This is a genomic window from Streptomyces sp. NPDC003284, assembly GCF_053589675.1.
On sequence record NZ_JBSFSI010000017.1, the window covers coordinates 1 to 20,981 of the forward strand.

General features: G+C 74.5%; 20 protein-coding genes. 11 read left to right on the forward strand and 9 right to left on the reverse strand.

Annotated elements, in window-relative coordinates; translation table 11 throughout:
* From ACWDYF_RS28705 to ACWDYF_RS28720, 4 genes are all read left to right on the forward strand, one after another.
* The coding region (locus ACWDYF_RS28705; RefSeq protein ID WP_389474597.1) for a PP2C family protein-serine/threonine phosphatase at window positions 1-449 on the forward strand (449 nt) is incomplete at its 5' end.
* A 174-nt stretch (window positions 450-623) separates the two neighbouring features.
* Window positions 624-1,616 (forward strand): dihydroxyacetone kinase subunit DhaK, encoded by a 993-nt coding sequence (dhaK, locus tag ACWDYF_RS28710; protein WP_381738120.1) that lies wholly within the window; start codon window positions 624-626, stop codon window positions 1,614-1,616.
* A gap of 58 nt (window positions 1,617-1,674) precedes the next feature.
* The gene (dhaL, locus tag ACWDYF_RS28715) at window positions 1,675-2,283 is read left to right on the forward strand and encodes a dihydroxyacetone kinase subunit DhaL (protein WP_389474595.1); all 609 of its coding nucleotides are present in this window, start codon (window positions 1,675-1,677) and stop codon (window positions 2,281-2,283) included.
* Window position 2,284: 1 nt separating this feature from the next.
* Window positions 2,285-2,695, forward strand: a complete 411-nt coding sequence (locus tag ACWDYF_RS28720) for a PTS-dependent dihydroxyacetone kinase phosphotransferase subunit DhaM (protein ID WP_018570841.1) — start codon at window positions 2,285-2,287, stop codon at window positions 2,693-2,695.
* 87 nt (window positions 2,696-2,782) lie between these two features.
* Here the strand turns inward: ACWDYF_RS28720 and ACWDYF_RS28725 are convergent, their stop codons facing one another.
* Complete coding sequence (locus tag ACWDYF_RS28725) at window positions 2,783-3,493, reverse strand: glycoside hydrolase family 75 protein (RefSeq protein ID WP_389474591.1); 711 nt, start codon at window positions 3,491-3,493, stop codon at window positions 2,783-2,785.
* A gap of 387 nt (window positions 3,494-3,880) precedes the next feature.
* Here ACWDYF_RS28725 and ACWDYF_RS28730 point away from each other — a divergent pair, with 387 nt between their 5' ends.
* Both ACWDYF_RS28730 and ACWDYF_RS28735 read left to right on the forward strand, forming a co-directional pair.
* Window positions 3,881-4,891, forward strand: coding sequence for a fibronectin type III domain-containing protein (locus tag ACWDYF_RS28730; protein ID WP_389474589.1), 1,011 nt, complete (start codon window positions 3,881-3,883; stop codon window positions 4,889-4,891).
* 143 nt (window positions 4,892-5,034) lie between these two features.
* A complete protein-coding gene (locus ACWDYF_RS28735; RefSeq protein ID WP_381738113.1) occupies window positions 5,035-5,589 on the forward strand; it encodes a hypothetical protein in 555 nt (184 codons plus the stop codon).
* A gap of 26 nt (window positions 5,590-5,615) precedes the next feature.
* Here ACWDYF_RS28735 and ACWDYF_RS28740 read toward each other — a convergent pair whose 3' ends face one another.
* The 3 genes from ACWDYF_RS28740 to ACWDYF_RS28750 all read right to left on the reverse strand — a co-directional run bounded on the left by ACWDYF_RS28740 (window position 5,616) and on the right by ACWDYF_RS28750 (window position 8,738).
* Window positions 5,616-6,161: a PadR family transcriptional regulator gene (locus ACWDYF_RS28740; RefSeq protein ID WP_018570845.1), complete on the reverse strand. Its 546-nt coding sequence runs from the start codon at window positions 6,159-6,161 to the stop codon at window positions 5,616-5,618.
* A gap of 31 nt (window positions 6,162-6,192) precedes the next feature.
* Window positions 6,193-8,208: an oxidoreductase gene (locus ACWDYF_RS28745; protein ID WP_381738110.1), complete on the reverse strand. Its 2,016-nt coding sequence runs from the start codon at window positions 8,206-8,208 to the stop codon at window positions 6,193-6,195.
* A gap of 158 nt (window positions 8,209-8,366) precedes the next feature.
* Window positions 8,367-8,738, reverse strand: a complete 372-nt coding sequence (locus tag ACWDYF_RS28750) for a hypothetical protein (protein ID WP_381738108.1) — start codon at window positions 8,736-8,738, stop codon at window positions 8,367-8,369.
* Between the two features lie 259 nt (window positions 8,739-8,997).
* On the opposite strand from ACWDYF_RS28750, the gene ACWDYF_RS28755 reads away from it, so the two are divergent.
* The gene (locus ACWDYF_RS28755; RefSeq protein WP_389474585.1) at window positions 8,998-11,082 is read left to right on the forward strand and encodes a SpoIIE family protein phosphatase; all 2,085 of its coding nucleotides are present in this window, start codon (window positions 8,998-9,000) and stop codon (window positions 11,080-11,082) included.
* 57 nt (window positions 11,083-11,139) lie between these two features.
* Here ACWDYF_RS28755 and ACWDYF_RS28760 read toward each other — a convergent pair whose 3' ends face one another.
* A complete protein-coding gene (locus ACWDYF_RS28760; protein ID WP_381738104.1) occupies window positions 11,140-11,955 on the reverse strand; it encodes a putative protein N(5)-glutamine methyltransferase in 816 nt (271 codons plus the stop codon).
* 172 nt (window positions 11,956-12,127) lie between these two features.
* A complete protein-coding gene (locus ACWDYF_RS28765) occupies window positions 12,128-13,243 on the reverse strand; it encodes an ABC-2 transporter permease (protein WP_389474583.1) in 1,116 nt (371 codons plus the stop codon).
* A 133-nt stretch (window positions 13,244-13,376) separates the two neighbouring features.
* Between ACWDYF_RS28765 and ACWDYF_RS28770 the strand changes: the two genes are divergently transcribed.
* Window positions 13,377-13,772: a MarR family winged helix-turn-helix transcriptional regulator gene (locus ACWDYF_RS28770; RefSeq protein WP_355485183.1), complete on the forward strand. Its 396-nt coding sequence runs from the start codon at window positions 13,377-13,379 to the stop codon at window positions 13,770-13,772.
* 142 nt (window positions 13,773-13,914) lie between these two features.
* On the opposite strand, the gene ACWDYF_RS28775 is transcribed toward ACWDYF_RS28770, so the two are convergent.
* Both ACWDYF_RS28775 and ACWDYF_RS28780 read right to left on the reverse strand, forming a co-directional pair.
* A complete protein-coding gene (locus ACWDYF_RS28775) occupies window positions 13,915-14,664 on the reverse strand; it encodes a GNAT family N-acetyltransferase (protein ID WP_389474581.1) in 750 nt (249 codons plus the stop codon).
* The gene (locus ACWDYF_RS28780; RefSeq protein ID WP_381738098.1) at window positions 14,661-15,587 is read right to left on the reverse strand and encodes an NADP-dependent oxidoreductase; all 927 of its coding nucleotides are present in this window, start codon (window positions 15,585-15,587) and stop codon (window positions 14,661-14,663) included. Before ACWDYF_RS28780 ends, ACWDYF_RS28775 begins: the two co-directional genes overlap by 4 nt.
* A 741-nt stretch (window positions 15,588-16,328) precedes the next feature.
* Between ACWDYF_RS28780 and ACWDYF_RS28785 the strand changes: the two genes are divergently transcribed.
* Complete coding sequence (locus ACWDYF_RS28785) at window positions 16,329-17,084, forward strand: GntR family transcriptional regulator (RefSeq protein ID WP_381738096.1); 756 nt, start codon at window positions 16,329-16,331, stop codon at window positions 17,082-17,084.
* A gap of 101 nt (window positions 17,085-17,185) precedes the next feature.
* Here ACWDYF_RS28785 and ACWDYF_RS28790 read toward each other — a convergent pair whose 3' ends face one another.
* Window positions 17,186-17,974, reverse strand: coding sequence for a class I SAM-dependent methyltransferase (locus ACWDYF_RS28790; protein ID WP_389474578.1), 789 nt, complete (start codon window positions 17,972-17,974; stop codon window positions 17,186-17,188).
* A 434-nt stretch (window positions 17,975-18,408) separates the two neighbouring features.
* Here ACWDYF_RS28790 and rho point away from each other — a divergent pair, with 434 nt between their 5' ends.
* Both rho and ACWDYF_RS28800 read left to right on the forward strand, forming a co-directional pair.
* Window positions 18,409-19,557: a transcription termination factor Rho gene (gene rho, locus ACWDYF_RS28795; RefSeq protein WP_381738092.1), complete on the forward strand. Its 1,149-nt coding sequence runs from the start codon at window positions 18,409-18,411 to the stop codon at window positions 19,555-19,557.
* Window positions 19,558-19,779: 222 nt separating this feature from the next.
* Window positions 19,780-20,970 carry a D-alanyl-D-alanine carboxypeptidase family protein gene (locus ACWDYF_RS28800; RefSeq protein WP_389474575.1) on the forward strand — a complete coding sequence of 397 codons (1,191 nt, stop codon included), beginning with the start codon at window positions 19,780-19,782 and terminating at the stop codon, window positions 20,968-20,970.
* Window positions 20,971-20,981 lie beyond the last annotated feature (11 nt).

Sequence of the window (20,981 nt, forward strand, 5' to 3'; positions counted from 1 at the left end):
GCCTCGACCGCGTCATGCAGGGCCTGACCGGCATCGAACTCGTCACCGCCGTCATCGCCCGCCTCGAAACCCCCACCACCGACACCACCCCCACCACGCCCTGGCGACTCCACTGGACCAACGCCGGTCATCCGCCGCCGCTGCTGGCCCGGCCCGACGGGCGTACCGTCCTGCTGGAGGAGGCGAGCGCCCCGGTCCTCGGTGTGGACCCGGCTCTCGTCCGCACCACCGCGACCTGTGAACTGCCTTCCGGGTCCACCGTGCTCCTCTACACGGACGGCCTGGTGGAACGGCCCGGCGAGGACATCGGACGCGGGCTGACCCGGCTGCGCCAGCACGCCACCGCACTGGCCCGCGAGCCCCTGCCGGTCTTCCTCGACGAACTGCTCACCCGGATGAGCGACCGGCAGCAGGACGACGTGGCGGCGCTGGCGCTGCGGGTGCCCTGAGCGGCGGCCCCGGCCCGCCCACCGGCAACGCACCGCGCCGGGGCACCCGTTTGCCCCACGCGCTGCCCCATTCACCTGTGCGGTCGCCACACGTGACCTTCGCTCGCGCAAGGCCGATACTGCCGGTAGGAGTGCTTCGGCCCACCACGCCCGCCAGATCACCGGGAGATGCTCATGAGGATGTTGATCAACGTAGCCGAGACCGTCGTCGCGGACGCGCTGCGCGGTATGGCGGCCGCCCATCCCGAGCTGACGGTCGATGTGGACAACCGGGTGATCGTACGGCGGGACGCCCCCGTGGCCGGGAAGGTCGCGCTGGTGTCCGGCGGCGGATCGGGGCACGAGCCGCTGCACGGCGGGTTCGTGGGTCCCGGCATGCTGTCGGCGGCCTGTCCCGGAGAGGTCTTCACCTCGCCGGTGCCCGACCAGATGGTGCGGGCGGCGGCGGCCGTGGACAGCGGCGCCGGTGTGCTGTTCGTCGTGAAGAACTACACCGGCGACGTGCTCAACTTCGACATGGCCGCCGAACTCGCCGAGGACGAGGGCATCCGGATCGCGAAGGTGCTGGTCGACGACGATGTGGCGGTGACCGACAGCCTCTTCACCGCGGGCCGGCGCGGCACCGGCGCCACCCTGTTCGTGGAGAAGATCGCGGGCGCGGCGGCCGACGAGGGCCAGCCGCTGGAGCGGGTCGAGGCCGTCGCCCGGCAGGTGGACGACAACTCCCGCAGCTTCGGTGTCGCGCTGAGCGCCGTCACCACCCCGGCCAAGGGCAGCCCCACCTTCGACCTGCCCGACGGGGAGCTGGAGCTGGGCATCGGCATCCACGGCGAGCCGGGGCGGGAGCGGCGGCCGATGATGACCTCCGGCGAGATCGCGGACTTCGCGGTGAACGCGATCCTGGAGGACATGAACCCGCGCAATCCCGTGCTGCTGCTGGTCAACGGGATGGGCGCGACCCCGCTGCTGGAGCTGTACGGGTTCAACGCCGAGGTGCACCGGGTGCTCGCCGAGCGCGGGGTGGCCGTCGCCCGCACACTGGTCGGCAACTACGTCACCTCCCTCGACATGGCGGGCGCCTCGGTCACCCTGTGCCAGATCGACGAGGAACTGCTGCGGTTGTGGGACGCTCCCGTGAACACGCCGGGCCTGCGCTGGGGCCTGTGACCCGCGCCGGCACGTCGACCGTATCCGCCACGCGTATCCACCACGCAAGGGAGTACCAGTGCTCGACGCCGATTTCTTCCGCCGCTGGATGACGGCGACCGCCGTGTCCGTCGACCGTGAGGCCCAGCGGCTCACCGACCTCGACTCGGCCATCGGGGACGCCGACCACGGCAGCAACCTCCAGCGCGGGTTCACGGCCGTCCGCCAGGAGCTGGAGCAGGAGAGGCCCGGCACTCCGGGCGAAGTGCTGGCCCTCGCCGGGAAGCAGCTCATCTCGAAGGTCGGCGGCGCGTCGGGGCCGCTGTACGGGACCCTGCTGCGCCGTACCGGCAAGGCGCTGGGCGACGCCCCCGAGGTGACGGAGGCCCAGCTCGCCGAGGCGCTGCGGTCCGGGGTCGACGGGGTGATGAAGCTGGGCCGCGCGGCACCGGGCGACAAGACGATGATCGACGCGCTGGTACCGGCCCTGGACGCGCTCGCCGACGGGTTCGCGGCGGCGAGCGCCGCCGCCGAGCAGGGCGCCAGGGACACCGTCCCGCTCCAGGCCCGCAAGGGCCGGGCCAGCTATCTCGGGGAACGCAGCATCGGGCACCAGGATCCCGGTGCCACCTCGTCGGCGTTGCTGATCGCCGCCCTCGCCGAGGCGGCCGAAGGGGCGGAGGGCTGACGTGAGCGACGACAAGCCGGTGGGGATCGTACTGGTGTCGCACAGCGCCGAGGTCGCCGCCTCGGTGGCGGAGCTGGCGCGGGGGCTCGCGGGCGGGGCGGACAACGTCCCGGTGGCTCCCGCGGGCGGCCGGGAGGGCGGTGGCCTCGGCACCAGCGCCGAACTGGTCGCCGCGGCGGCGGCGTCCGTGGACCGGGGGGCGGGGGTCGCCGTCCTGACCGACCTCGGCAGCGCCGTCCTCACCGTCAAGGCGCTGCTGGCCGAGGGCGACGAGCTGCCGGAGGACACCCGGCTGGTGGACGCCCCCTTCGTGGAGGGCGCGGTGGCCGCCGTCGTCACCGCGGCCACCGGAGCCGACCTGGACGCGGTGGAGGCGGCGGCGGCGGACGCGTACGCCTACCGGAAGGTGTGAGGCCCGGCGCGGGACGGGAGCACGGCGGGCGGGGGCTCCCCGTCCGGATCCGTCGTGCCCGTGCGGGCGGTCCGGCCCGCCCCGGGATCACCTGACCCGCGCGCTCGCGCCCACCAGCCGCCGGACCAGGCGCTCGCCCTGCCGCACGGCCTCCGCGTGGTCCTCGATGCGGTCGACCCGGGAGTTCTCGAAGACGATGTACGTCACTCCCGAGCGCACCCCGCCGCCGCGCGGGTCCGCGGGGATGCCGAGCCGTCGCGCGGCGGCGTAGGACGCCTCGCCGATGACGTCCCGGGGGCCGGTGTCGCCGACGACCGCGTACCGCACCCGGCCCCGGTAGAGGACCGCGGCGACCGATCCGCCGCGCAGTCCGTGGTCGCGGTGGTCCCAGACGCGGCTGGGGGCGGGCAGGACGATGTAGGGCAGGTGTTCGGCGTCGAGGCGCCGGCCGTCGGACTGGGCGTAGGCGGCGGCCGGGGAGAACTGCGGGTCGGTGCGCCGGTTGCAGCGGCGGGTGGGCCGTCCGTCGCAGTCGATGTCCAGGTCCGCCTTCCAGTACACCGCGCCGGGCAGTCCGCAGACCGGGATCGTGGCGCGCACGCCCGCGTCGGAGCGGTAGCGGCCGTGGGAGATCTGCGCGCAGTGGCGCGTACGGGCCAGCAGCCCGGCGGCGGTGCCGCTCTCGCCGTGGGCCGCGGGTTCCGGGTGCGGCCGGTGGGACACGGGAACGACGGGCAGTGTCGTCGGAGCCAGCAGGGCGGCGCTCGCCGCGACGAGGGTCAGCGACTGGACACGCACGATGAGGAACCCTCTCCTCGGGGACATTGACAGACATTCATCTCATCAGTGATGAATTCGATCGTGCGGCACACGTTAGGGGACCGGACGGCCCACGGCCCGTAACACCTGCCGGGCGGCCGGGGGCCGGGCCGCGGGGCCTCGGATCCCCCGGCCGCCCGCACCGGCGCGGGAACAGCGACGACAGCGGTCCGCGCCACGGCACGAACTCCCCTGGAACGACCGGGCAGTTCGGCTGGGATGTCCCTCAGCATACGCAATCGCGCAGGGAGCAGGACCGGCCCGGCCCTCTTGATGCGACCCCGTCAACACGGCATATTGGTCCGGACCATTGTTCGCAGCGGTGTCCGGGCCCTCCGCGCCGCAGTTGACGGGGAGGCACACCTCGTGCGACGCGTTCGGCAGCCCGATTCCCGCCGGTCCCGCCTCCCCGGGCGTGTCGCCGCGGTGTGCGCGGCGCTCGCGCTCCTCACGGCCTGCGGGCGGGGCGCAGCGGACGACGGGGAGGGCGGCGGCCCCGGGGCACCGGCCGGTGTCACCGCGGCGGCAGGCAGCGCCACCAGCGTGCACGTGATGTGGAACGCGGTGACCTCCGGCACCGGCGTCAAGGCGTACCAGGTGTTCCGCGGCACCGAGAAGGTGAAGGACGTGCCCGCCTCGGAGCACATGGTGGACGTCACCCGGCTCAGCCCGTCGACCACGTATGTGTTCACCGTGCGGGCCCTGGACACCGCCGGGCGGCTCGGGCCGCGCAGCCGGGAGGTGCGGGCGACGACGCCCGCGGCCGTCGCGGCAGACCGCTCCGCTCCGACCCGGCCGCTCGATCCGCGCGGCCGGGTGGTCGGCAGCCGGGCCGTCCAGCTCTCCTGGTCGGCCGCCCGGGACGACCGGCGGGTGGTCTCCTACGACGTCTACCAGGGCGGCACGAAGATCCACAGCGTGGGCGGGAGCCAGACGGCGACCGTGGTCACCGGGCTGCGGCCCGGCACCCGGTACTCCTTCACCGTGCGGGCCCGGGACGCCGCCGACAACCTCTCCCCCGCCAGCGCGTCCGTCGCCCTCACCACCCCGGGATCCGACGACGGACGGGGCACCGCGCCGACCTCGTTCCACGCCGCGACCCACCGTGCGGACGGCGCGTACTACCTCGACCTCGACTGGGTCGCGCCGCGCACCGACGGGGTGGTGACGGAGTACCAGATCCAGCTCGACGGGCAGCCGGCTACCTCCCTGGTGTGGGGCGACGCTCCCCCGCGCGGGAAGGCCACCTACAGCTTCTACCTGGGCCGGGACGCGGGAGCGCACCACCGGGTGCGGCTGCGGGCGAAGCTCCCGGACGGCACCTGGGGCGGCTTCTCCGCCGAACGGGCGGTGACCACGGGGACGGACGGCGGCTAGGACCTGTCACCCGAGCGGGTGCGCCGCGCGTGCGGGCGGCGCCGGGCGGGCGTTGGCTGCCCCTGAGGAGACGGCACGGGCGATCCCGCGTCTCCGGCGGCCCATGGGACGGCCCGCCGACCGTGCCGCCGGAGGACTGCCCCATGCGCCACACCCAGCCACTCGCGCACATCGCCCCGGCAGCGGCGGCCGCCGCCGTGACGCTCGCCCTCGCCGCCCAGCCGGCCGCCGCGGGACCGGGCATCTCGGTGAGCACCAACGGCTCCACCGTGTCGGTCACCACCAGCGCGTGCACCCTGGTCGAGGGCGGCTGGGGCACGGCCTCGCTGCTCGCCCCCGGGCAGACGAGCTTCGCCCAGGGCCGCCGCTCCGCCCTGGCCGGGACGACCGCGAACCAGACGGCGGCCTGGCAGAGCGTACGGCCGGGCACGTACACCGTGATCGTGGTGTGCGCGAACAACATCACGGCCGGCACCCAGTCCGTCGTGGTCTCCGCCGCGTCCCGGCCGACGATCTCGGCCACCTCCGCACCGGCCGCCTCCGCCGCGCCCTCGCGCGGGGTGATGGGCGGGCTCGGCGGGGCCGTCCGGGACTACGGCACCCTCACGGTCGCGGTGGGCGGGGCCCTGGTCGGGGCCGCCCTGATCGCCACCGGCTGGGTGCTGCGCCGCCGCCGCTCCGGCCCGTACCGGCTCTGACCGGCCGCGGCCGGGGGCAACCGCCCTCAGCCGCCGTCGGGCAGCTCGGCGAACTCCTCCAGGGCGTGCCCGAGCCACTGGGTCCAGAAGGTCTCCAGGTCGATCCCGGCGCGCAGCACCAGATGCCGCAGCCGGTCCTGGGAGCTGTCCCTGCCGGGCGGGAAGTCACGCTCCTCGATCTCCCGGTACTCCGCCAACTGCCGCTCGTGCAGCGCCAGATGGCGTCTGAGATCGTCCTCGACGCCCGCCGTGCCGACCACCGCGGCGGCGCGCAGCCGCAGCAGCAGGGCGTCCCGCTGCGGCCTGGGTTCCTGGGCCGCCGCCGTCCAGCGGGCCAGTTCCGCGCGGCCGGCCGGGAGCACCTCGTAGCTCTTCTTCTGCCCGCGGACCGGCTGGGCGGACGGCAGGGCGCGGATCAGGCCGTCCGCCTCCAGTTTTCCCAGTTCGCGGTAGATCTGCTGGTGCGTCGCCGACCAGAAGTAGCCGATCGACCGGTCGAAGCGGCGCGTCAGCTCCAGCCCCGACGACGGCTTCTCCAGCAGGGCGGTGAGGATGGCGTGCGGCAGTGACATGCGGTCATCCTAGGGACGCGGTACGGGCGTCCTACAGGGCCGCGGCCAGTTCGGTGCCCTGCTTGACGGCGCGCTTGGCGTCCAGTTCGGCGGCCACGTCGGCGCCGCCGATCAGGTGCGCGGCACGCCCGGCGGCGAGCAGTTCCTCGTACAGGTCGCGGCGCGGCTCCTGCCCGGTGCACAGCACGATCGTGTCGACCTCCAGGACACGGCTCGCGCCGTCGACGGTGAGGTGCAGCCCGGCGTCGTCGATCCGGTCGTAGCGCACGCCCGGCACCATGGTGACGCCGCGGTGGCGCAGTTCGGTGCGGTGGATCCAGCCGGTGGTGCGGCCCAGGCCCGCGCCGACCTTGGTGGTCTTGCGCTGGAGCAGGTGGACGGTGCGCGGCGCCTTCGGCCGGGCGGGCGCGGTGAGGCCGCCGGGTGCGCGGTAGTCCGTGTCGACGCCCCAGGCGCGGAAGTACGCCGCCGGGTCCTCGTGCGTCCGCTCGCCGCCGTCCGTCAGGAACTCGGCGACGTCGAAGCCGATGCCGCCGGCGCCGAGGACCGCCACCCGCTCGCCGACCGGGGCGAGGCCCCGGAGCACGTCGAGGTAGCCGACGACGCTGGGGTGGTCGATGCCGGGGATGTCGGGGGTGCGCGGGGTGACCCCGGTGGCCACGGCGATCTCGTCGTACCCGGCGAGGTCGGCCGCGCGCACCCGGGTGTCCAGCCGTACGTCGACGCCGAGCGCGGCGAGCCGGTGGCGGAAGTAGCGCAGGGTCTCGTCGAACTCCTGCTTGCCGGGGACCCTGCGGGCGACGTCGAGCTGGCCGCCGATCCCGCTCGCCGCGTCGAACAGGGTGACCCGGTGGCCGCGTTCGGCCGCCGCCACCGCGCAGGCCAGGCCCGCGGGTCCGGCGCCGACGACGGCGACGCGCTTGCGCAGCCGGGTCGGGGCGAGCACGAGTTCCGTCTCGTGGCAGGCGCGCGGGTTGACCAGGCAGGAGGTGATCTGCCCGCTGAAGGTGTGGTCGAGGCAGGCCTGGTTGCAGCCGATGCAGGTGTTGATGGCCTCGGGTGTCCCGGCGGCGGCCTTGGCGACGAAGTCCGGGTCGGCGAGCATCGGGCGGGCCATGGACACCATGTCGGCCGTCCCCTCGGCGAGCAGCCGCTCGGCGAGTTCGGGCGTGTTGATGCGGTTGGTGGTGACGAGCGGGACGGAGACCGCGCCCATCAGCTTCTTCGTCACCCAGGTGTAGGCGCCGCGCGGCACGGAGGTGGCGATGGTGGGGATGCGGGCCTCGTGCCAGCCGATGCCGGTGTTGATGAGGGTGGCGCCGGCCGCCTCGACGGCCTTCGCCAGGGCGATCACCTCGTCCAGGGACGAGCCGTCGGGCACCAGGTCCAGCATGGAGAGCCGGTAGACGACGATGAAGTCCTCGCCGACCGCCTCGCGCACCCGGCGGACGATCTCGACCGGGAAGCGCATGCGGTTCTCGTGGCTGCCGCCCCAGCGGTCGGTGCGGTGGTTGGTGCGGGCGGCGACGAACTCGTTGACGAGATAGCCCTCGGAGCCCATGATCTCCACGCCGTCGTACCCGGCCCGGCGGGCCAGGAGCGCGGTGCGGACGTAGTCGTCGACGGTCCGCTCGACGTCGGCGTCGCTCAGCTCGCGGGGCACGTACGGGCTGATGGGCGCCTGGAGGGGGCTGGGCGCGACCAGGTCGCGGTGGTAGGCGTACCGGCCGAAGTGCAGGATCTGGAGGGCGATCCGGCCGCCCTCGCGGTGCACGGCGGCGGTCACCTCGGTGTGCCGGTCGGCCTCCGCCTCGGTGGTGAGCGTGGCGCCGCCCTCGTAGGGCCGTCCCTCGTCGTTGGGCGCGATGCCGCCGGTGACGATGAGCCCGACCCCGCCGCGCGCGCGGGCGGCGTAGAACTCCGCCATCCGCGCGAAGCCGCCCTCGGCCTCCTCCAGGCCGATGTGCATGGAACCCATGAGGACGCGGTTGGGCAGGGTGGTGAAGCCCAGGTCCAGCGGGCTCAGCAGGTGCGGGTATCGGCTCATCGGGCCCTCCGTGCGTGGTGGCGTACCCGCTAGTTGTAGAGGACCCCGAGCGCTTTATGCAACTAGTTGCAAAAGAAGCGGGCGCACCGCCCCCGGCGGAGGCACCCTCACCCGGACGGGTGCAGGGCCGCCGCTTTCTCTCCTCTGCGTGCTTTACCTCAGCGGCTCTCCAGCCGGACGTGCAGCTCCCGCTCCTGGTCCCCGGAGGCCGTGGCCAGGTCCTGGACCGTGAACAGGGAGTCCAGCGTCATACGGAAGTGGTCGATCGCCCGGTAGCCGCCCTGCGCGTCCGCCGTGACGGACGCGTCGAGATGCGTGGGAGCGCACTCCGCCCTGGGGGACTCGGCCACCTCGAAGGTGCCGAGCCACACCGTCGGACGTACCTCGTGGAACTCACGGGGCACGTCGTCCGCGCACCGGTCGGACGCGTAGCAGGCGCACAGGGCGTCGAACACGGTCCGGGCGTCCTCCTTGCTGCACCCGCTCAGCTCCAGCGAGACGGATTCGGGGTGCTCTCGCTCGGTGTCCATCGTGATCGCTCCTCTCGTGGCCGCGCCGCTTCACGGCACCGGAGTTCCCCGCGAGCGGCGCTCCACCCGCACTCCGCGCGGGAAAGCACCGCTCGGGGGGGCGGTCCTTCCGGCGGATTCGGCGGGACGACCTGCCAGGTGTTGAGAGATGGTGGAGGGTAGCGACGGACCCTCTCGGACGGGAGCGGGAGCGCGGTACAACGGGGTGAGCCGGCACCGGGACGGCGGGCCGCGTGAACGGGCGAAGGCGGTGCGTGGGATGACGGGAGCCGGGGTCCCCCTGGCCGAGGGCGACGAGCCGGTCTCCGGCCCGGTGCAGCCGAGCGGGCTGCTGGACGTGCTGCGCGTGGCCTCGGTCGTGCTGGACGCCGAGGGGCGCATCGTGCTGTGGAGCCCGCAGGCCGAGGAGCTGTTCGGATACTCCGCGCAGGAGGCGCTGGGCCAGTACGCCGCCCGGATCATGGTCCACGAGGAGCACCTGGAGATGGTCGTCAAGCTCTTCGCCGACGTGCTGCGCACCGGCCGGAGCTGGGCGGGTGCCTTCCCCGTCCGGCACAAGGACGGCAGCACCCGTCTGGTGGAGTTCCGCAACATGCGTCTGCTGGACGACCGGGGGGACGTCTACGCGCTGGGGCTCGCGGCCGACCAGTCGACCGTACGGCGCCTGGAGCGGGACGTGGCGCTGTCGGCGCGGATCGTCTCCCAGTCCCCGATCGGCCTGGCGGTCCTGGACACCCGGCTGCGCTATGTGTCGGTCAACCCGGCCCTGGAGCAGATCGACGGCGTCAGCGCCGAGGAGCACATCGGCCGGCGGGTCCCCGAGGTCCTGGCGGAGGTGGACGCCGAGGCGGTCGAGTCGGCGGCGCGGCAGGTGCTGGAGACGGGGCAGTCCCTCGTCGACGTCTTCGCGGTCGGCCGGACACCCGCGGACCCGGACACCGACCGCGCCTGGTCGGTGTCGATGTACCGGCTGGAGGACGCGGTGGGCACCGTGCTGGGCGTGGCGGTGTCCGTGGTGGACGTCACCGAGCAGCACCGGGCCGGTATCGAGGCGGAGGCGGCCCGGCGGCGCCTCGCCCTGATCGCCGACGCCTCGGCCCGTATCGGCACCACCCTGGACCTGGACCGCACGGCACGGGAGCTGGCCGACGTCGCCGTACCGGAACTGGCGGACGTCGCCGCCGTCGACCTGCTGGAAGCGGTCGTCGCGGGCCGGCACAGCAAGCTGGGGCCCGCCGAGGCCGCGGTGATCCGCGCCCTCGCGGTGCGGGCCGATCACGCCGCGGACGCCCTGGAGGCCGCCGACCCGCCCGGCCAGATCGCCCGCTACGGCCCCGACCGCCTGGTCACCCGGTGTGTGCGCACCGGAGAGCCGGTGCTGGTGGCCGAGGTCAAGGACGAGGACCTGGCGTACATCGCCCGCTCCCCCGAGGCCGCCGTGCTGCTGAGCCGGGCCGGTGTGCACTCCTACCTGGCCGTGCCGCTGATCGCGCGCGGTGAGGTGCTGGGCGCCCTGGACCTCAAACGCACCCGCGATCCGCACCCCTTCAGCGCGGACGACGTCCTGCTGGCCCGGGAACTGGCCGCGCGCGCGGCCGTGCAGATCGACAACGCGCGCTGGTACCAGAACGCCCGCGACACCGCCCTGACCCTCCAGCGCAGCCTGCTGCCCCACCACCCGTCCGTCACCGGCGGCCTGGAGGTCGCCTCCCGCTACCAGCCGGCCGGGGCCACCACCGAGGTCGGTGGCGACTGGTTCGACGTGATCCCCCTGGAGGACGACAAGACGGCCCTGGTCGTCGGTGACGTCATGGGCAGCGGCATCGGCGCGGCGGCGACGATGGGGCGGCTGCGCACCGCCACCAAGGCCCTGGCCTCCCTCGACCTCGATCCGGCGCGCCTGCTGGAGCACCTGGACCGCATCACCGACGGCCTGGACCACTCCATCGCCACCTGTCTGTACGCCGTCCACGACCCCCGGCTGCGCCAGTGCCGGATCGCCAACGCCGGACACCTGCCGCCCGCCCGCATCCGGCCGGGCCGCGCACCGGAACTGCTGGAGCTGCCCACCGGAGTACCGCTCGGTGTCGGGGACGTCGCCTTCTCCACCACCACCGTCGGCCTCGAACCCGGCGATCTCCTGGTCCTCTACACCGACGGCCTGGTCGAGACCCGCCGCCACCCCCTGGACGAGCGGCTGGACCTCCTCCTGTCCCTCCTCGACGACACCCCGCGCCCCCTGGAGGAACTGTGCGACCTCCTCCTGCGCGAACTCCGCCAGCCGGACAACCACGACGACGTGGCCCTGCTCGTCGCCCGCGCCCAGACGCCGGGGCAGGCTTGACCTGGACCACGGCTCCGGGTCCGGCTTCCGCGCACCGCCGGGCGCCGGGCGCCGGGTTCAGCGCTGCCGCGTGCCCACCACCACGTGGGCGTACAGCTCCTCGGACGTGGCCAGGCGCGGGGTGAGGCCGGCGGTGGTGAACGCGGCCAGGGCGGCGGGGACCTGGCGTTCGCTCGTCTCGACCAGGAGGCAGCCGCCCGGGGCCAGCCAGTCCGGGGCCCCGGCGGCGACCCGGCGCAGGACGTCGAGGCCGTCGGCGCCGCCGTCGAGCGCGGCCGGGGGTTCGTGGTCGCGGGCCTCGGACGGGAGCAGGGGCACCTCGCCGGTGGGGACGTAGGGCACATTGGCGGCGAGGACGTCCACCCGTCCGCGCAGGTCCGCGGGGAGTGCCGCGTACAGGTCGCCGTGGTGCACCCGGCCGCCCGCCGGGCCGACGTTGCGGCGGGCGCAGCGCACCGCCGCGGGGTCGATGTCGGCGGCGTGCAGTTCGACGGGGCCGAGCAGACCGGCCAGTGCGGTGCCCACCGCGCCCGAGCCGCAGCACAGGTCCACCACGACGGACGCGTCCGGCACCTGGGCCACGGCCTCGTCGACCAGGAACTCGGTACGGCGGCGGGGCACGAAGACCCCGGGTTCCACGGCGACGCGCAGACCGTGGAAGAGCGCCCAGCCCAGGACGTGTTCGAGCGGCAGTCCGGCGGCGCGCCGTTCGACGAGCGCGGCGGTCTCGCCCGGGGTGCGGGCGGTGGTGAGGATCAACTCCGCCTCGTCCTCGGCGAACACACAGCCGGCCGCGCGCAACGCGGCGACCACTGCGGCGCGTCGGTGCGGCGGCGCGGGCAACGGGTCGGACGGAAGGGGAAGTTCAGGCATGGAGAGCCGAGACCTTTCGGGAGCCGAAGGGTGCTCCCGCGGTCACCTACCGGCGGTGATCCGCGCCCCGGTGGGAGGAGAGCACCCGACCTGACAGAGCGGTAATGGGTCTCACCTCCTCGGTCTCCCACGGCCGGGAACGTCCACGGCCGCAGTCACCCTACCCCACGCCTCAGACGGCGACCGCCTCCTCGGCCTCTTCCTCGGCCTCCGCCTCGACGGCGTCCGCGGCGGTCTCCCGGCCCGTGGGTGCGGCGGCCGCGGCGGCGCCGTGGGGGCCGCCGGCCGCGTGGGCGCCCCGGGAGCCGGGCGCGGTCAGCCGCTCGTACGCCGCGGCGAGCGCGGTCACCGCCAGGCCGAGCAGCAGCCAGCCCGCCAGTGTCCACAGCTGGCGGCCGAGGCCGTCGCCGCCGAAGTAGAGCAGGCCGCGGGCGCCCTCCACGAATCCGGCGCCGTTCCAGAAGGCGTGCAGCGTGCCGAAGAAGCCGTTCTGCAACTCGGGCCGGAACAGGCCGCCGGAACTGGTGAAGTTGAGCATCACGAACAGCACCATCATGGTGAGCGTGGTCCAGCGCTTGAGGAACGTGTGCAGGCCGACGCCGATGAAGAGGATGCCCGCGGAGTAGAGCCAGGCCATGCCCCAGATCCCGGCGAGGCCGTGCGGCGCGAGGTGGAAGACGGGGCCCGCCAGCAGGGCGCCGAGACCGGCGACCACCGCGGACACCGCGACGGTGAGCAGGGCGCGGACCCGCATCGGGAGGGCGGCGCCCGCGGCGCCGAGGGCGGCGACGGAGGCGTACGAGCCGATGCTCAGCGCGACCAGCAGGAAGAACAGGCCCTGGCCCGTGGGGTCGTGCGGGGCGGGCGGCACCACGTCGGTCACCTTCAGCGGCAGTCCCTGCCGTGCGGCGACGGGCGTGAAGACCTTCTCCACGGCGGTGGCGCTCATGTCGGACCCGGCGCTCGCCACGATCAGCTCCGGGGCATCGGCGCTGCCGGTGCCGGTGCCGGTGCCGGGCACATAGGCGCCGTCGACGTCGCGTGACGTGAGCAGGGCGACGGCCTGTTCGCGGCTGCCGACCGTGCGGACGTCGAGCCGGTCGCCCGCCGCGTCCTTGACCGTCTGGGCGAACACCTTGGCCTGCGGGCCGGTGCCGACGACCGCGACGGGCAGGTGGTGGGGCTCCGGGGTCACGAAGGCGCCCAGGTAGGCGAGCCCCATGCCCAGGCACATCAGCAGCGGGGTGACCAGGTGGATGAGCACATGGCGCAGCGCGGGCGACCTCATCGCTCCCGTCCTCCAATGGTTGGCAATTACAACTCTTATTTCAGTTGTACTATACAACCAGAGTCGGACGGGGAGGAATTCCGTGACAGCAGCGCAGGGGCCGGAGAGCGCGGTGGAGACCATCCAGCGCGAGATGACCGTGTTCGCCCGGCGGGCCAGGGCGTCGGCGGGCCGTATGCACCCGGAGCTGTCCCTGGTGTCGTACACGCTGCTCGGGCATCTGGAGGAGCGCGGCGGCTGCCGTGCCACCGATCTGGCCGCGCACTACGCCCTGGACAAGTCCACGGTCAGCCGCCAGGTCGCCGCGCTGGAACGCACCGGGCTGATCGAACGGCTCCTGGACCCCGAGGACCACCGGGTCCAGGTGCTTCAGCTCACGGACGCCGGACGGCAGCTCCTCCTCCAGGTGACCGACAGCCGCCGGGCGGCGTTCCGGGAGCGGCTGGCCGACTGGCCCGAGGAGGATCTGCGGCGGTTCGCGGACTACCTCACCCGCTACAACGGCTGGACCCCGCCCGCCGCCGGCTGAACCGGCGGGGGGCGGGGCCAAGAACGGCTTGCGACCGGCGGGCGGGACCGGGAACGACTGCGGCCCGAACGGCGGGGCCGGAACGGCTTGCGGCCCGGACGGCGGGACGTGACCGCGGCCGGACCTGGCCCGGCGGCCCGGCCTAGCCGACCGGCACGGCCGCCCGGCCCTCGCCCAGCCGCTCCGGGGTGCGGGCCGCGAGGAAGGCGGTGCGGCGCCGCAGCCGGAAGCCCAGGGACTCGTACAGCCGGATGGCGCCGGTGTTCTGCGCGCCCGTGTGCAGGAAGGGGATGTCGCCGCGTTCGCGGATGCCGTGGGCGACGGCCAGGACCAGCCGGCTCGCCAGGCCCTGGCCCCGGTGCGCGCGATCCGTGCACACCGCGCTGATCTCCGTGTACCCGGGCGGGCGCAGCCGCTCCCCCGCCATCGCGACGAGCGCCCCGTCCCGGCGTATGCCCAGGTAGGTGCCGAGCTCGATGGTCCGCGGCAGGAACGGGCCCGGCTCGGTGCGGGCGATCAGGGCGAGCATCTCCGGTACGTCGGCGGGGCCGAGGCGGACCGCCTCCGGGTCGGGGGCGGCGGCCAGGCCGTCGTCCACCAGCTGCACGCCCTCGACCTGGAAGGTGATCTCCCAGTCGGCCGGGACCTCGCCCCGGAACCCGGGCAGCGGGACCTCGGCGCCGGGCCCGGCCAGCGCGGCGAGGTCGGCCCAGTCGGCGTCGTCGGGCTCGTCGGGCAGCGCCAGCCAGGGCGAGACGTCCACGGGATAGCGCAGCACCCGGCCGCGCCGTTCGGCCAGGTGCGCGTGCGGTCCGGTCAGGGCGGCCAGGGCCGGGTTGTCCAGGACGTGTCCGCCGGTCCCGGCGGACGCCGCGCCGCCGTGCGCGCTCACGCGGCGACCTCGATCACGACCTTGCCGCGGGCGTGCCCGTCCTCCACGGCGCGCAGCGCCTCCTCGGCCCGCTCCAGCGGGAAGGTCAGGGTGACGTGCGGGTCCAGGGTGCCGCGGACCACCAGGCCCGCCAGCTCGTCCAGGACGGCGGCGGTCCGGGCGCGCCGCACCCACTCCCCGCCCAGCGCCTCGACCTCCTGCGGCGGGGCCCCGGCGGTGATCAGCTTGCGGCGGTCGGCCAGGAGGCCCGCCGCGTCCTTCAGCACCTCGCCGCCGATCAGGTCGTAGACAGCGTCGATCCCGTCCGGCACGGCCGTCCGCGCGCGCTCGGCCCAGCCGGGCCCGGAGGCCACGTGCACCGCGCCGAGCGACTCGACGAAGTCCTTCTTGCCCGCGCTCGCCACGCCCACGGCCCGCAGTCCGAAGGCGCGGGCGATCTGGAGGGCCGCCGAGCCGACTCCGCCGCCCGCGCCGGTGACCAGCACGGTCGCCCCGGCCGGCAGGGCGAGCTGGCGCAGGCCGTCGTAGGCCGTGGCCGCCGCGACGGGCAGGGTGGCCGCGTCGGTGAAGGAGAGCGCGGCGGGCTTGTGCGCGGTCACCGCGGCGGACAGCAGCGTGTGCTGCGTGTAGCCGCCCGCCGCCGCGTTGCCGAAGACCTCGTCGCCGGGGGCGAAGCCGGTGACGCCCTCGCCGACCTCCTCGACCACGCCGGACGCCTCACTGCCGAAGACGATCGGGAAGACCGGCTCGCCGGTGTCGCCGGGACGGCGGAATCCGTCGCGCAGCTTCCAGTCGACCGGGTTCACCCCCGCCGCGCGCACCGCGACCAGGATCTGGCCGGGACCGGGCCGGGGCCGGTCGATGTCCACCAGCGCCTCCGTCTCCGGGCCGCCGTACCGGGTGAAGACGTACGCCTTCGCCATCGCTCCCACTCTCCTTCGCCGTCTGCACGTCCACCGGCCGCGGAGGCGACCGCGGTCGGCACGCCACCTGCAAGGAGGATCACCGGACGGCTATTCCCGGCGGCGCGGGTCCGGGCGCAGAGTTCACACGGCCGTCACGATGGGCGGCGCGCGCCCGGACGGGCGGCGTGCTCCCGGTGGACGGGCGGGCCGCCCTGTGGGCACCGGGGGAGGCCGGACCCTCCCGATCCGGCCGCCGAGCCCGCCGCGGGCCCGAACAGAGCACCCCCGTAAGCGAGTTCAGATCCCTGTGCGCCGATGGCGCGATCCTGCCCGCGGGGGCTTCCGGCCCGCCCCGTACGCTGTGATCATCGTTTGTACGTCTCTTCCCCCCGGCGGCGCCGATGTCACGGTTCGACCCCCCGCTCGACGAACTCCGCACGCCCGGCCCCGGCGTCCGCCGCGGTCCGGCCGGCGCGGGGCCGGACACAGCGAGGGCGTACGACGCCGCCTTCGTGGCGGACGCGTGCGGCCCGCACCGGAGGACCGACCCGCCGAACCGGCCGCGGACCGGCGCATGAGCGGGCCGGACACGCCCGAGCGGGCCCTGCCCAGGGCCCGCCGGGGCGACGATAAAGGGTCGGCGTGGGCGGATTTCGGTCGAACTGCGCGAACCATCTTCCGACTGGTTTAGACCAATGGTAGATGTGGTGGCGCAATGAGCCCACACGGCTACCGTACGTCATCAACAGGAGGCGCGGCATGGCCCGCACCACCCCCCACCACCGGCCCACGACCGAAGGAGCGAGCGAGGGACGGCCCCTTTACTGGAGAATCGCCACCCAACTGCTCGGCGAACTGCGCGCCGGCACCATTCCGCCCGGCGAACGGCTGCCGAGCGAGCGGCACTTGGCCGCGCACTTCCGGGTCAGCCGGGAGACCGTGCGCCAGGCGCTGGAGGTGCTGCGGCGCGACGGGCTCGTCAGCACCGACCGGCGCGGCACCCATGCCACCCTGACCGGACTGCCCGTCGAGTCGTCCACCTACCTGGACTTCCCGGTGGGGGCCCGCTCCGCCGCCCCCGACGCCTGCGACCGGGCCACCGTGGCCTGGGAGGCCCCGCCGCCGGAGCACGCGGCGGAACTGGGCATCGCACCGCTGCGCCCGACCCTCGTGCACCGCTACCGCTCGGCGACGGCGGACGGCTCCGGACTGCGTACGGCGGTGACATCGTTTTCCGCCGTGGCGCTCGCCGAGGTGGACGAACTGGCCCGCTACCGCGACCGCGCCGACGGCTCGTGCGCCGCCCAACTGCGCCGGACCTACGACTGGATGCGCCGGGCCGGCCTGACGCTGCACCACCGGGACACGATCACCCGGCTCGCGGACGGCCCCTCGGTGCGCGTGACCCGCCGTGTGCACGACCAGTACGCCCGCATCCTGGAGATCACCGACCTCGTGGTGGACGCCCGACAGGACGCGCTCGTCTACGAGTTCACGCTGCCGGCGGCGGGCTGAGCCACCCCGGCGCCACGCCCCGCGCCGTCAGCCGTGACGCGTCCGCCCAGAGGAAACCTTCCGCCTCGGGGCAGCCGCCCGTCCCGGGGCGGCCATCCGTCTCAGGGCAGCCGACGGGCCGCGATCAACCGCGCCCGTGGGCTGCCGTCGGCGCGCCGGCCGAATCCGGGCAGCGCGTGCAGTTCCGGACGGAGCCCGGCCCGCTCCAACTCGCGCAGCACGTCGCCGAAGCGGAACGCGCGGTAGTACATCACGAACGGCGGCCGCCACACCGCGTTGCGCACCCGCATCACCGCGTCGAACCCGAGCAGCGTCCAGAACGCCCGCGAACACGGCGGGGGCGGCGCGAACACCGGCAGCGCGAAGACCCCGCCCGGCCGCAGCACGGCGCTCACCCGCCCGAAGAGCAGGGGCAGTTCGGCCGGGACGAAGTGGCCGAGCGCGCCCAGGCTGACGACGAGGTCGAAGGCCGCGGTGAACGGCAGGGCACGCGCGTCACCGCGCACCCAGGAGACCCGGGGCCCGGTGTCCCCCATGCCGCTGTTCCCCACGCCGCTGTCCCCCGCGCCGGTGGCCCCCGCTTCGGTGGCCCGCCCGGCGCGCCGCCGGGCGACGTCCAGCATGCCCGCGCTGAAGTCGACCCCGGTCACCGAGGTGCGGCACACCCGCCGCAGCATGTCGAGCCCGGCGCCGGTGCCGCAGCACAGGTCCAGTCCGTCGCTGTACGGCCCGGTCCGCTCCAGTACGGACCCCACCGCGTCCAGCACCGCGTCCGGGGTGCGGAAGGGGGTGTGGTCGAACTTGGGCGCGAGCAGGTCGTAGCCGCGCTCGACGGAGGACAGCGCCTGCACGGCGAGTTCACGGACCGTGGGACCTTCCGGGCTGAACATCCACGTCAGCCTAGCCCCCCGGAGCCGGCCCGGTCCCCCGGACACGGTCCCGGGCCACCGCGGGGCAGGGCCGGCACCCGGCGCCGTCACGGGTGCGGCGGAGGGGGTGGCCACGCCGGGGCGAGCGTGTTACCTTGCGAGAAGCACCTGAGTCTCGCCCCCGTTCCGTGGGCGCCGGTGCGCTCTCTCCACCTTTCTCATCTCAGCTGATGCTCCGAGGCGTACGCCGTTCGGCCGTCGCAACCGGCTCCTCAGCTTCCCGCCGCCACCTCGTGGGCCACCGGGCAGCGCGCAGCGCGCGCCGGCCGGTCCCCGAACCGGGGTGCTGGTTCCGCCCGCGGTGTCCGGGCCGTGCCCCGCATCTCCCCGCGTGGCTCTTCTCCTTCCCGCACCTTCCGTGCCCTTTGTCCCCGTCCGTGAAAGGACCACCGCCCATGACCGTCACCCTCGACCATCCCCCGGTGGACGAGCGGCCCGCAGCGGCCGCCCGGCTCGTCACCGGTGTCCTGGACATCGAGTCCGGCGGAAAGGGCCGTCTGCGCGGCCCCGACCTCCTGCCCCTGCCCGCCGATCCCCAGCTTCCCGCCGCCCTGATCCGCCGCCACGGCCTGCGCAAGGGCGATCTGGTCGACGCCGTACAGGGGGCGCAGCACACCGTCACCGGCGTCGCCCGCGTGAACGGCCGCGCCCCCGGTGAATCGCACGGCCGCCGCGGATTCCACGATCTGACGCCCCTGCACCCGCGCGAGCGGCTCCGCTTCGAACACCCGGCCGCCGGTCTCACCGGGCGGGTGGCGGACCTGATCGCACCCGTGGGCAAGGGGCAGCGCGGACTGATCGTGGCCCCGCCGAAAACCGGCAAGACCGTGCTGCTCCAGCAGGTCGCCGCCGCCGTCGCCGGCAACCACCCGGAGTGCCGGCTGATGGTCCTCCTCCTGGACGAACGGCCCGAGGAGGTCACCGACATGGTGCGCTCGGTGCACGGGGAGGTCTACGCCTCCACCTTCGACCGGACGCCCAAGCAGCACATCGCGCTCGCCGAACTCGTCGTGGAGCGGGCCAAGCGCCTGGTGGAGGCCGGTGAGGACGTCGTCCTCCTGCTCGACTCCCTGACCCGGCTGTGCCGGGCCCACAACAACGCCGCCGCCTCGGGCGGCCGCACCCTCAGCGGTGGCGTGGACGCGAGCGCGCTGCACGGGCCCAAGCGGCTGTTCGGGGCCGCGCGGCTGGCGGAGGAGGGCGGTTCGCTCACCATTCTGGCCACCGCGCTGGTGGAGACGGGTTCCCGCGCCGACGAGTTCTTCTTCGAGGAGCTGAAGAGCACCGGCAACATGGAGCTGCGGCTGAACCGCGAACTCGCCTCCCGCCGGATCCATCCGGCCGTCGACATCCAGGCGTCCGGCACCCGGCGCGAGGAACTCCTCCTGAACCCGGGCGAGCTGACGGCCACCCGGGGGCTGCGCCGTGCCCTGCTGAGCCGCGAGGGGCAGTCGGGTCTGGAGACCCTGCTGGAGCGGCTGCGCCGGACACCGGACAACGCCGCGTTCCTGCGCCAGGTCCAGCCGACTCTGCCGCACGACTGAACGACCGAACGGCTGAACGGCTGAACGGCTGGAGGGCTGGAGGGCTGGAGGGCTGGAGGGCTGGAGGGCCCGACGACTCGACGGCTCAGCGCCGGACGGCCCCCGCCCGCCGTGCGGCCCCCGACCCGAACGGCCGTGGCAGCTAGGGCATCCGAGTGCTCGTCGCCCCGTTCGGCCCCCGGCAAGGTCACGCCTGTGCCGAACCGTCCCTACGTTTGCGATATGACGATCGGATTCTCTCTTCGGGCTGCCGTATCGACCTGCGCTGTCTGTGCGGCGGGCATGCTCATAGTGACCTCGCCGGTCGCGGCGGAAGGCCGGTCCGGCACGGATCCCGGGGCGCAGGGGCGGCCGAGCGCGACGGTGCCGCAGCCCGCCCTGCTGCGGCGCGAGGGCACGCAGGTCCGCCTCCGCTCCGGCGCACCGGAGACGCCCGACGTCTCCGCGCTGTCCTGGGTGGTGGCCGACGCGGGCACCGGCGAAGTCCTCGCCGCGCACAACGCCCACGAGCAACTCCCGCCCGCCAGCACGCTGAAGACGCTGTTCGCGCTGACCGTGCTGCCCTCCTTCCCCAGCGGCATCCAGCACACCGTCAGCGCCAGGGAGCTGGCCGGGATCGGCGAGGGCAGCAGCCTGGTCGGGGTGGTCGAGGGCCACACCTACCGGGTGTCCGACCTGTGGCACGGTGTCTTCCTCAACTCCGGCAACGACGCCGTGCACGTGCTCGCCGCGCTCAACGGCGGCTGGACCCAGACCGCCCGGCAGATGCAGGCCAAGGCCCGCACGCTGGGCGCCATGGACACCTATGTCGTCTCTCCCGACGGCTACGACGCCGACGGCCAGGTCTCCTCCGCGTACGACCTGGCGGTGTTCGGACGCGCCGGGCTGCGCAACCCGGACTTCGCCCGCTACTGCTCCACGGTGGAGACCGCCTTCCCCGGCAACGGCGGCAGCACCTTCGAGATCGCGAACACCAACCGGCTGCTCACCGGCGCCGACGGGGTGGAACCGTACCCCGGCCTCATCGGCGTCAAGAACGGCTACACCACCAACGCGGGCAACACCCTGGTCGCCGCGGCCCACCACGGCCGGCGCACCCTGATCGTGACGGTGATGAACCCTCAGGAGGGCGAGGGCTTCGAGGTGTACGAGGAGGCGCGCGCCCTGCTCGACTGGGGCTTCGACGCCGCCGGGCACGTCGACCCGGTCGGTTCGCTCGACGGGCTGCGCCCGGTGGCGCACGAGGCGCGGAGCGTCCTCCCCCACCCGGCCGCCGCCCCGCCGCCGGCGGCCCCCGTCGCCGCCGAGGAGGACTGGGCGCGCGACGGCGCCATCGCGGGAGCCGCGGGCCTGGGCGCGGGAGCGGTCCTGCTGGGCCTGCGCCGCAGGGCCCGGCGGCTCGTACGCGGCTGACGGGGACCGGT